This is a genomic window from Pseudomonas floridensis (genome assembly GCF_002087235.1).
Taxonomy (GTDB): Bacteria; Pseudomonadota; Gammaproteobacteria; order Pseudomonadales; family Pseudomonadaceae; genus Aquipseudomonas; species Aquipseudomonas floridensis.
The window spans coordinates 233,766-244,494 of the sequence record NZ_MUIO01000002.1 but is presented as its reverse complement, the minus strand read 5'-3'; the positions used below and the strand labels follow the sequence as shown (position 1 = coordinate 244,494).

Sequence of the window (10,729 nt, the reverse complement as noted above, 5' to 3'; positions counted from 1 at the left end):
TATTGGGTGGTCAGCGACGGACCGGCATACCGGTGCCGGCCCGTTCTGACGTGACGTGGTCAGAGTTTGCCAGGCCTGGCGCGTTCCTTCAGGTAGCCCAGAAGCTGACGCGCCGCCTGTGGAACGCTGTGCTCGTCGAAGGTCGTGCAGATGGCTTTCGCATCGTCCTCGATGGTGATCTCGTACTGATTCAAGTCTCGTCCGTCCTCGTTGAAGGCCTCGCCTGACTCGTTCAGTCCGCTGTCGCTCACCAGCCGCTGCAACTGCTCGGCCTCGGGTTTGTCGAGGGTTGCGGTGTCCACCTCACACCGCTTGATTGCGCCTGCAAAGCCGCCTGATTGCACCAAACAGACCTTCATCGTTGCACCTCTTCAATGGTTAAACCTTGACCCCGACCTTTTTCCAGGCGGCCTGAACGGCTTTTCTCGCATTGGGACCGAAGCGAGGGTCATCGGCCACTTTCAGGCTGATTCTGGCGCAATCGGCGAACTGGCTGTCGGACGCCAGTTCCAGCATCGTTTCATACCAGATTCTGCCCGCCACTTCCCAGGCATTTCCGCCGAGCGCCTTGGCGACCAGCACGAACGCCCGGTTGGGAATGCCCGAATTGATGTGCACGCCGCCGCGGTCCTTGGCACCGGTGTACAGGTCGGCCATGGTCGCCGGCTGCGGATCATCGCCCAGATCCGGGTCGTTGGCGTAAGCGGTTCCGGGGTTTTCCATGTCGCGGATGCCGCGACGGGTCGGTGCGGGCACCAGCAGTTCCTTGCCCACCACCCAGTCGGACTCCTCGGCGCTGGTGCCTTCCTTCCACTGGCGAACCAGCATGCCGAATACGTCGGCAAAGTGCTCATTCAGCGCGCCGGACTGGCCACGGTATTCCAGATTCGAGGTAAAGCTCTGCACGCCATGGGTCAGTTCGTGGCCAATGACCTCAAGGCTGCCCGTGAATCGCTTGAAGACCAGGTCATCTCCATCACCGTAGGCCATCTGACTGCCGTTCCAGTAAGCGTTACTCAACGGCACGTATTCTCCCTGAAAATCCACCTCGGCTACATGCACGGTCGACACCAGCGCCATGCCTGCATCATCCAGTGAGTTGCGTTCGAACAGTTGCTGATAAAAGTCGTAGACATCCCCCGAGCCTTCGTAGGCCTCATCCGTCGCTTCGTCGCCGGTCGGCGCCTGACCTTCCGAGCGCACCATTTTGCCGGGAAGCTGGTCGGTGCCTTTGGCGTCATGGATCATTCGGTGTTTTGTGCCGCCGGGAGACTTGATCGCATGCATCGACGGCATGGTTCGGGCGGTCAGGCGCGAGGCCAGGAATGCGGAGCTGCCGGTCAGATTGGCGATGGCCCGCGCGCTGATGCTGGCCTGGGGAGATTGCGCCATATGCTCGAGCATGTAAGGCGGGATGAAGCACTGCAGAGGGTGTCTATCGCACATGTGAAACTCCTGTAGTAATGCACCGATGGCAGCAAGCCACCGATCAACATGTCGCAGGTGTTGGACAGGTAAACGATAGGTTTTATGCAAAAGAAATATTTGATTACATGATGACTGGCAGCCGGAATGTCGGTTCGTCTGCTAATAGTCCATAGAAACGGGCACTTGCCGGATATCGGCAGCCCTGCGTCACCTCGACACAGGCACCCGATCGGCGGCATGAGAATGCTAGACTCGCGCCACTTCAGACGAGGAGCAGACTTACGTGCGCAAGACGGTAATGATGATGGCGATGCTGGCGCTTGCCGGATGCGATGCAGGCAACTCCCGGGCACCTGCCAAAGAAAAGGCTCAGGACGCGGTCCAGACTGCGCCGGTGTCCGGTCCCCAGTGGTTCCTTCAGATGAACTCCAGAGAGGCGGTCAGTGATACCAGTGCCTGGTTGCTCGAACGCAGCTACGCACCGATCATCGTTACGATCGACGGCAAGCAGCAGATGCTGGTCGGCCCTTACCCAAGTCAGGCCGAAGCCGAAGAGCAGCGTGTGGCGTTGCAGGCCAAGGTCAGCAAGTCGCATCGCTTCGCCGAGCCATCGGTGGTGCAATACAACCGCTGACGCTGTATCGGGCGGATCAGGTTGTAAGCAAAAAGGGCGCGATTGCCATGCAGCGATCGCGCCCTTTTTTCATTCTGCGCCGCGGATCAGCGACGACCCAGCAGTAGACCTACCACCAGACCAAAGCCTGCGGAAATGGCCACGGTTTGCCATGGATGACCGCCTATGTAGGTTTCGGTCGCGTCAACCACTGGCTTGGTGCGATCGCGCACGCTCGCCATCGAGTCCAGAGCCTGCTTGAGCTTGAGGCTCAGTTGCGCACGCAGGGTTTCTGCGTCTTCGCCTACCAGAGCGGCGCTGTCCTTGAGCAGCTTGTCGGATTCTTCGATCAGTGCCTGCAAGTCGCTGAACGCCTGATCCTTGATCTGATCGGCTGCATTTTGGGCAGAGGTCTTACGAGCCATGGCATTTTCCTTTCAAGTGATGGCAATAGTGATCAATGGAGTCTTGGCCAACTTGAAAAGTTGCAACAATGTGAACGACCTGACGCCGGGCTCTGCAAAAAAAGGTGGTTGCGGGTGTAAGATGCAGCCGTTTGTAGCCGTAGGTGAATGTTATGAGTTTCAATCTGGCCAATCGGCCCCTTCCTGAACGTGCCGCTATCGAGGATGAAAAATCCCGGCTGTTTGACTTGTGGCAGAGCAATCTGGGCAAGGCCAAGGGCGAGGCCGCGCGGTTGATGGGCGAGCGTGCCAAGCGCAAGGGCAAGTGGTCCGAGTGGGTGCGCTCCGAACTGGACACCATGAGCCCGCCTGAATACGCCAACATGGTACGCAGTGAAGTGAATCGTTTGATGGCGGCTGCCAAGTAGCCATCAGGTCATTGCTTTAGGCGCCTGCGCACAGCGTCCACGGCCGGTCTATCGCCTTTCAACGACGCCTTGGCGACCGCCTGTCACCACGGATCGCCCTCTGCCTGACGCAGATCCAGCGTGCCGCTGTCCTTGAATCGCATGGTGCCGAACAGGCCGCCCGCCAGTTTGCCGCGCAGCGTGTAGGGCAGGTTGTCCAGGCGCTCGGTCTGGCTCAGGCCCAGTGCCTGGCGCAAGGCCGCGAAGGCCGAGACGCTGACCGGTACTACCAACACCGCTTCAGAGAACGAGCCGATGCTGCCGTGCTGGCTGCTGACGCCTGAGGCCAGCAGGCGGCCGTTGACGTCCAGATCCAGCGCTACGCCGCTGTAATCGATGGCCGTTTCGTTCGGATTCTGCAAGCGCAGTTTGACGGCCATACGCAATTCCAGCCCCTGACCAGGCAATGGTTCTATGCCGACAACGCTGATGGTCAACGGATCGCGTTGTGGCAGCAGGGCACAGGCGCTCAGGGCCAGTATCAACAGACTCGCAAGCACCAGCCGCAGCGGGTTTGACAGCATCATCGGATTCCTCGGTGCACACTCGGTCATCCTCAGACCGCAGGGCTGTTCAGAGATTCGCCGGCTGGCGAAGAGCCTGTCCGATCACCTCGTGTTTCAACGTCTGCATGGATACCCGCTAATCTGCCTGTTTCAACCGTTGCGTCGTCACGCCTGCGGGTCGATGATTTCAGCGGACCCATAACAACAAGACTGGAGATCGCCATGTCCATCGAACGGACGCCCCCTCATCAGGAAGACCCTGTTGTCATCATCAGTGCTGCCCGCACGCCCATGGGCGGCTTTCAGGGCGACTTGCAAAGCCTGAGTGCGACCCGCCTGGGCTCGCTGGCCATCGGTGCGGTCGTCGAGCGCGCCGGGATCGATCCGCATGACGTCGAGCAGGTGCTGTTTGGCTGTGTGCTGCCCGCAGGTCTCGGTCAGGCACCCGCCAGACAGGCTGCCCTTGGAGCCGGGCTCGGAACCGGCACGCTGTGCACCACCCTCAACAAGATGTGCGGTTCCGGCATGCAGACCACCATTCTGGCCCATGATCAGCTGATGGCGGGCAGCGCGAAAGTGATGGTAGCGGGTGGTATGGAAAGCATGTCGAACGCGCCTTATCTACTTGATCGCGCCCGAGGCGGCTATCGCATGGGACACGGCCGCGTACTGGATCACATGTTTCTCGACGGCCTCGAAGACGCCTACGAGCCCGGCCGGCTGATGGGCACGTACGCCGAGGATTGTGCCCAGATCAACGGTTTCAGTCGCCAGGCCCAGGACGCGTTTGCCATCGCATCGCTGACCCGCGCCCAGACGGCCATCTCGGACGGGCATTTCGACGAGGAAATCGTTGCGGTACAGGTCACGGTCGGCAAGGAGCAGCGGCAGATCACCCATGATGAGCAGCCGCCGAAAGCGCGCCTGGACAAGATCCCGACCCTCAAGCCTGCCTTTCGTGAAGGCGGAACGGTCACCGCTGCCAACGCCAGTTCGATTTCCGACGGTGCTGCAGCGCTGCTGATGATGCGGCAGTCCGAAGCCCTGCATCGTGGCCTCAAGCCGTTGGCTGTCATCCGCGGGCACGCCGCCTTTGCCGACGAACCGGGGCTGTTTCCGACTGCGCCGATTGGCGCGATCAAGCGTCTGTTGGACAAAACCGGCTGGACACAGCAGGACGTGGATCTGTTCGAGATCAATGAGGCTTTCGCAGTCGTGCCTCTGGTTGCCATGAGCAGCCTGGGCATCCCCCATGAAAAAATGAACGTCAACGGTGGCGCCTGTGCCTTGGGGCATCCGATTGGCGCTTCGGGTGCCCGCATTATCGTGACGCTGCTGGCTGCCTTGCGCCGCCGGGGCCTCAAGCGCGGTGTGGCCGCTATCTGCATTGGCGGAGGCGAGGCCACGGCAGTTGCCGTTGAATTGATTAATTAGTAATAAAAACAACTAGTTATTTGTGTTATTTAATGTGATGTATGCGTTTTTGAATATTCTTCTAAAAGGTTATTTATCAATGAGTTACGAAACAATATTGAGTGAGGTTCGAGATGGTGTGGGGCTGGTGATTCTGAACCGGCCCAAGGCCTTGAATGCCCTGAACGCGACGTTGATCGATGAACTGAACCACGCGCTCGACCGGTTCGAAGCGGACGCGACCATCGGCTGCATCGTGCTGACCGGCTCGGACAAGGCCTTCGCTGCCGGAGCCGACATCAAGGAGATGGTTGGCTTGACCTATCCGCAGATCTATCTGGATGACTTGTTTCGCGAAAGCGATCGCGTAGCTGCGCGACGCAAGCCGATGGTCGCCGCAGTGGCGGGATTCGCACTGGGGGGGGGCTGCGAGCTGGCACTGATGTGCGATTTCATACTCGCGGCCGACAATGCGCAGTTTGGTCAGCCGGAAATCAACCTCGGCGTGTTGCCGGGCATGGGCGGCACCCAGCGTCTGACCCGCGCCGTCGGCAAGGCCAAGGCCATGGAAATGTGCCTGACCGGACGCCTGATCGACGCTCATGAAGCCGAACGCGCGGGCATGGTGTCGCGCGTGCTGCCGCTGGAGCAACTGCTCGACGAGGCGCTGAAGGTCGCTGCCAGCATCGCGGAGAAATCCCTGCCCGTCGCAATGATGGTCAAGGAAAGCGTTAATCGTGCCTTCGAAGTCAGTCTGGCTGAAGGCATCCGCTTCGAGCGCCGCGTCTTTCACGCCACCTTTGCCAGCCAGGACCAGAAGGAAGGCATGCAGGCGTTCATTGAAAAACGCCCGGCCGCCTTCAAGGACTGCTGAGTATCAATGCCTGGCGCTGCTGCGGTGTCCAGTTTTGCTGGAAGTACGTGTGCAGCGCGAGGCACTCGCCGGGATGGATCAGCCACAAATGCCGTGGGGTGCTCTGGTACTCCCTGATCAGTCGGCGACGCTGCGCTGTGCTCAGGCCCAGGTAACCTCGTCCATCAGTGGTTCCCTCGAACAGGAAGTGCTCCGGTTCCAGGCGAGCCAGATGCTGCAGTCCCGGCTCGCGCATCCGCACGATGTACCAGATACGCCCTGTCAACGGTTCTCCCTGGAGGCCCGGCAACGTTGTCAGGCGCAAATCACTCATGTTCGTTGCGTTTTCGTCCAGATCCGCGGGTGAAAAGGCTTTCGGGGTGGCATTGCCCAATACCGAGATACTGGTCGGCGTCAGGTGCAGTTCAATCTGTTCGCCTCTGATCATGAGGTGTCTGTCCGATTCGAAGCGCAATCGCTGACCGTCACGCAGATGAACGTAGATTGGTGACTGGGCCGCGATGCCTTCCAGAAGCACACGCGTCTCCGGGGTCGACCCGGTTTTGTGCAGCGCGCCGCAGATCACCGGGCGATCAGGATCATTGTTCAGATGCCCGACCGCCACACGTGCTCCAGCCTGCAGTTGCCCGACAGGATTGGCGTCGCTGCATGCCACGTGAGCCAGCGGCCAGCGCTCCAATGTCTGCGCTAACGCGTCCTGCCAGTCGAAACGAATCGCTCGGTAGGCTGACAGGCTTTCATCGGCGTCGATGTTCAGCGTTGTGGGCATCAGTGTGGCGCGATGCAGGCCGCGGACTGTCCGCTTGAAGTGTTTGAGCGACGGGCGGAACGGCATCGACCAGGGTATGGCAGCCAGTCGGTTCGTGTAGCCTTCGTCGGCTGCCAGGTCGACAGTCGGCAATTCCTGTTCCGGCAGCGCCTGAATGATCGCCGCAATGTCATGCGGATCGACACCTTCCAGCGTCTGCAACTGGCGCCCCGCGTGGCGCACCTCGATCAACAGCCACTGATCGTTGAGCAATGGCTCGGGATGGTCGAGCACCTGCAGGATCTCTCCACTGCGCAGCCCGGGCTGGGTGCTGCTGCCGTAGAAATGTCGACTTTCGCAACGCAGGCGCTCCAGATGACGAGCGCTGCGCTGTTGTCGATACGCGACTTGCCGGTCTGCCGAGTGTTGGCCGACGGGCGCTTCCAGTGACTCGTTGATCGCGTCTGTGGTCGGCGTGGCGCTTTGTTTCGGAATATTGAACCGGTTTGGCTGGCCTGCATGCCAGGTCCGTCCTGGCCGGTCGATGTGGATCGATCGATGTTCAGCCAGGTGCGTAAGGGCGGGTAACAGATTTTGAGGTGCTCGCTCGCAGTCGAAGTGGATCGGCAGCTTTCGTTCGGGAAAGCTGGCCGGATCGTCGGAAAACACCAGCGCATGGCGGTCCGGCGCATGCTCGAACCGAAAGTGAATGCCTTCCTCTTCACACAGGCGCTGCAACAGGTGCAGATCGCTCTCATCGTACTGGACGCGCACAGGTCGTCGGGGATAGACCCCCGTCATGTGCTCGAACCGATAGGTGCCAGCTTGCAGATCATGGCGTTCCAGCAAGTGCTCAATCAATTGCGGCACGCTCATGTCATGGTAGGCGCTGCGTCGCGAAGGCCGCGCCAGTTTCTGCACGGCCGGCATCAGTACCAGGCGGTAGTGTCTGAATCGGGCACCGGCGTACACTTCGATTGCGTGCTGGATCATGCCATGCACGCCCTGATCCGGCGTGCCGAAGCTCAGGAAAGCGCCGCGCCCGACCAGGCCGGCCGTGTCGAGCGCCGCCGCGGTGCCGATCAGGTCAATGTCGAAACGGTACACCGCGTTCAAGGCATCCAGGCCGGTGAAGCTGATGACATGCAGGTCCATCTGGCAGTCGGCAATCGCCAACGTTATCGGCAGTTGCGGGTCGTTGCACATCGTCGGGCTCTCCCACCTTGAAATTCAGGGTGCGAAGGGTACGAAATGCGTGACTGTAATAGCATCGTTGCAAGGTTTTTCAGAAAAGGACTACACGACAAAGTGTGGGCCGGATCGGTGTCGGATGCCGAACCGGCAGGCATCGTGACCGGTCGTTCGACCAATGAAGTTTCAGCGGGGGTTTCATCTGGCGTGATCGCGTATAAAATGCGCCGCGCCGGAGCCATCTTTACCGGCCACCCTATTTTTAACGTTTCGCCATATTTGCCGCCCGCCTGATGGGTGCCGATGGCGAGACGCACATTGAATCAAGAGAGCAGACATGGGCGCACAGTGGAAGGTCAAGCATAAAGAAGCGGCAGCCAACGCCAAAGGGCGCACCTTCGGCAAGCTGTCCAAGGAAATCATGATCGCTGCACGTGCCGGTGCCGATCCGGACATGAACTCACGACTGCGGCTGGTAGTAGAGCAGGCCAAGAAGGCCTCGATGCCTCGCGAAACCCTGGAACGCGCCATCAAGAAGGGCGCAGGCCTGCTGGGTGAAAGCGTCAACTTCGAACGCCTGACCTACGAAGGCTTTGCTCCACATCGCGTGCCGGTGATCGTCGAGTGCCTCACCGACAACATCAATCGCACCGTGTCGGAAATCCGCGTGCTGTTTCGTAAAGGCCAGCTGGGTGCGGCTGGCTCGGTTTCCTGGGATTTTCTGTATCAAGGCTTGATCGAGGCGGTTCCCGCTTCGGCCGACGCTGACGCGGACGAAGCGGCCATCGAGGCCGGTGCCCAGGACTGTGAGCCGGGTGAAGAGGGTGCGACCCTTTTCTTGACCGAGCCCACCGACATGGACGCCGTGTGCAAGAAATTGCCGGAGTTCGGTTTTACCGTGCAGTCCGCACAGTTGGGTTATCGCCCGAAAAGCACGGTTGACGGTCTGAGCGCCGAGCAGATGGCAGAAGTCGAAGCCTTTCTGGAAGCCATCGACAATCATGACGATGTCCAGAACGTTTACGTCGGTCTGGCGGGCTGATCGATGTCGGCCTGAGGCAGGGGGCGCTTCACGCGCCCCATGCCTGCAACTGTCGATGCACCTCTTCGAGTAACGGTCTGTTACTGCAGTCAGCCTGAGTACAGCGTGCCGCAAGGCCTTTCAACCCGTCGATGATCGGCGAGTCTTCAGGTGACGCCTCGCAGCGTTCCAGCATTTCTCCCAGCAAAATACCGAATGCTCGCGTCTCTATACGCTCCAGCGCCTGGGCAACGGAGGCTGAAGGGTGAAACGACGCCGCACCGAAATCGCTCAGCAGACAGGTGCCATCTCGCTGCACGAGGATATTGTGGCCATACAGGTCGCCGTGGGTCATGCCACGGGCATGCAGGTGCGCAGTGACCGAGGCGATGCCGGTTGCCAGGCGCAGCAGCACAGGCAGCGGAAAGCGCGTCCCGGCAGCGTAAACATCGCGGCTACAGGATTCCAGGCTGGGCGGGGCGGCCAGGTTGCTGAACTGCGGCGCGATCAATTCCATCACCAGACCCTGTCGTTGCTCGGGATGTTCGTTAATCCGGCCCAGCACATTGATCAGGTGCGAGTGGCTGCCGGCGGCGATGCAGGCTGCCATTTCATTGAGGGGTGAGCCGTCGCTGGTCACGCTGCCTTTGTACAGCTTGACCGCAACCGTACGCGGCTGCCCATTGCCCTGCCAGATTGCTTGCTGGATGACGCCGGATGCACCTTCGCCAAGGTGCTGCTGTAGATTCAACTCACGCCAGGGGATTTGCCGTATTGCAAAATCGTTGCGCTCAGGGCCGAGCGGGTTGTCCGCATGGGCGAGCCAGGCGAGGGCAGGCAATTTCAACAGCCAGTCCGGCAGCTCGGTCAAGCGGTTCGCGGCGATGCGGATCAGCTCGAGATGGTGGCAATCGGCCAGGGTCGCAGGCAGAGACTGCAAGCGATTGCCCGCCAGCATCAGCTTCTGCAGATCCGGGCGGCGACCCAGTTCGTCAGGCAAAGACTCGATCCGGTTATCGGTCAGAATCAGCCAGCGCAGACGTGGCGGCAACGCTGAAGCGCTGACCTGCTCGATGCGATTGGCCTTGAAGCCGACAATACGCAATTGATCGCACTGGCCAATGCATTCAGGCAGGTGAGTGAAGGCGTTGTCAGAGCCGAACAGCACTTGCAGGCGGGTCAGGCGATGCAGGTCGTCAGGCAGGCTGTTCAGCGAGTTGCCGCTGAGGTTGAGGACCTCCAGCGTGTCCGCCAGCCCGAAAATTTCCGGTGGGAATTCGCTCAGTCCGCAGGACAGGTCAAGACGCCGAATGCCTGCCAGTTTGCCGGCGCGTAGGTCTGCGAGGGTATGCATGTCAGTTCGGTCAGTAGTCGGACAAGGCGCGCATCATAACGGGAGTCAGGCCAGACAGCCGCAGATATTATCGTTCACGACTGGCGTTTCAGGGCAGGCAGCGTTCAACCCAGCGTTGCACGGTGGCGAGGCTGGGCGGAGCTTCGGAATACAAAATCCGATAAATCATTGGCGCGACGATGGCATCGATCAGTTCGTCGGCGGTCGGCGATGACTCATTGCGGCTCGCGGCGCGGTCGATGATGGTCTGCAGTTGATCGCGCACGATGGAGGCGCATTTGCCTGCGCAATTGGAGGTGCTGGCGGCCACGTCACGCATCATCTCGCGTCCGGGTGCCGAGGACATTTCGTCCAGGTACATTTCGCTCCAGATCAGCAGGTCCTGACGCAGGCTGCCGCGATCAATGGGTTCATCCGGGCGCAGCCGCTCGACGGCGGCATCGGCCAGTAACGTGGTCAGGTCGCCCCAGCGTCGATATATAGTCGACGGCGTCACACCGGCCCGCGTCGCGATCAGCGGCACGCTGAGCGTAGAACGGTCCTGCTCGAGCAACAGGTCGCGCACGGCGCGGTGAATGGATTCCTGCACGCGGGCGCTACGGCCTCCGGTGCGTACTGCTTCTTTGATAGCCATACGGCAGACCTTAACACAAAGTATTTGCTTTAAGCGCTAACCAGTAGCACACTCCGCAAAAGCTAATTCATGGCTT

Annotated in this window: 13 protein-coding genes; 6 read left to right on the top strand and 7 right to left on the bottom strand. The window is 60.3% G+C overall.

Features of this window, described 5'->3' with window-relative positions; genetic code table 11:
- Positions 1–59: 59 nt before the first annotated feature.
- Together BZK31_RS01230 and BZK31_RS01225 are read right to left on the bottom strand one after the other, a co-directional pair.
- Complete coding sequence (locus BZK31_RS01230; protein ID WP_083180930.1) at positions 60–359, bottom strand: protealysin inhibitor emfourin; 300 nt, start codon at positions 357–359, stop codon at positions 60–62.
- 19 nt (positions 360–378) lie between these two features.
- Positions 379–1,446, bottom strand: coding sequence for a M4 family metallopeptidase (locus BZK31_RS01225; protein ID WP_083180929.1), 1,068 nt, complete (start codon positions 1,444–1,446; stop codon positions 379–381).
- A gap of 265 nt (positions 1,447–1,711) precedes the next feature.
- Between BZK31_RS01225 and BZK31_RS01220 the strand changes: the two genes are divergently transcribed.
- Entirely contained in the window at positions 1,712–2,062 is a 351-nt protein-coding gene (locus BZK31_RS01220; protein WP_167377814.1) for a hypothetical protein, read from the top strand.
- Between the two features lie 86 nt (positions 2,063–2,148).
- On the opposite strand, the gene BZK31_RS01215 is transcribed toward BZK31_RS01220, so the two are convergent.
- Positions 2,149–2,466, bottom strand: coding sequence for an ElaB/YgaM/YqjD family protein (locus BZK31_RS01215; protein ID WP_083180928.1), 318 nt, complete (start codon positions 2,464–2,466; stop codon positions 2,149–2,151).
- A gap of 152 nt (positions 2,467–2,618) precedes the next feature.
- On the opposite strand from BZK31_RS01215, the gene BZK31_RS01210 reads away from it, so the two are divergent.
- Positions 2,619–2,873 (top strand): hypothetical protein, encoded by a 255-nt coding sequence (locus tag BZK31_RS01210; RefSeq protein ID WP_004882073.1) that lies wholly within the window; start codon positions 2,619–2,621, stop codon positions 2,871–2,873.
- 83 nt (positions 2,874–2,956) lie between these two features.
- On the opposite strand, the gene BZK31_RS01205 is transcribed toward BZK31_RS01210, so the two are convergent.
- The gene (locus BZK31_RS01205) at positions 2,957–3,436 is read right to left on the bottom strand and encodes an LEA/WHy family protein (RefSeq protein WP_083180927.1); all 480 of its coding nucleotides are present in this window, start codon (positions 3,434–3,436) and stop codon (positions 2,957–2,959) included.
- Between the two features lie 204 nt (positions 3,437–3,640).
- On the opposite strand from BZK31_RS01205, the gene BZK31_RS01200 reads away from it, so the two are divergent.
- Positions 3,641–4,852 (top strand): acetyl-CoA C-acyltransferase, encoded by a 1,212-nt coding sequence (locus BZK31_RS01200; RefSeq protein ID WP_083180926.1) that lies wholly within the window; start codon positions 3,641–3,643, stop codon positions 4,850–4,852.
- A 79-nt stretch (positions 4,853–4,931) separates the two neighbouring features.
- Entirely contained in the window at positions 4,932–5,705 is a 774-nt protein-coding gene (locus tag BZK31_RS01195) for an enoyl-CoA hydratase (protein WP_083180925.1), read from the top strand.
- Here BZK31_RS01195 and BZK31_RS01190 read toward each other — a convergent pair.
- Positions 5,692–7,659 carry a type VI secretion system Vgr family protein gene (locus BZK31_RS01190; protein WP_083180924.1) on the bottom strand — a complete coding sequence of 656 codons (1,968 nt, stop codon included), beginning with the start codon at positions 7,657–7,659 and terminating at the stop codon, positions 5,692–5,694. The two genes, BZK31_RS01195 and BZK31_RS01190, sit on opposite strands and share 14 nt — an antisense overlap.
- A 45-nt stretch (positions 7,660–7,704) precedes the next feature.
- On the opposite strand from BZK31_RS01190, the gene BZK31_RS29350 reads away from it, so the two are divergent.
- Positions 7,705–7,938: a hypothetical protein gene (locus tag BZK31_RS29350; RefSeq protein ID WP_157900687.1), complete on the top strand. Its 234-nt coding sequence runs from the start codon at positions 7,705–7,707 to the stop codon at positions 7,936–7,938.
- Positions 7,939–7,981: 43 nt separating this feature from the next.
- Complete coding sequence (locus BZK31_RS01185) at positions 7,982–8,686, top strand: YebC/PmpR family DNA-binding transcriptional regulator (RefSeq protein ID WP_083180923.1); 705 nt, start codon at positions 7,982–7,984, stop codon at positions 8,684–8,686.
- 28 nt (positions 8,687–8,714) lie between these two features.
- Here BZK31_RS01185 and BZK31_RS01180 read toward each other — a convergent pair whose 3' ends face one another.
- Both BZK31_RS01180 and BZK31_RS01175 read right to left on the bottom strand, forming a co-directional pair.
- Positions 8,715–10,019 carry a leucine-rich repeat-containing protein kinase family protein gene (locus BZK31_RS01180; protein ID WP_083180922.1) on the bottom strand — a complete coding sequence of 435 codons (1,305 nt, stop codon included), beginning with the start codon at positions 10,017–10,019 and terminating at the stop codon, positions 8,715–8,717.
- Positions 10,020–10,107: 88 nt separating this feature from the next.
- Entirely contained in the window at positions 10,108–10,653 is a 546-nt protein-coding gene (locus BZK31_RS01175; protein WP_083180921.1) for a TetR/AcrR family transcriptional regulator, read from the bottom strand.
- Between the last annotated feature and the right edge of the window lie 76 nt (positions 10,654–10,729).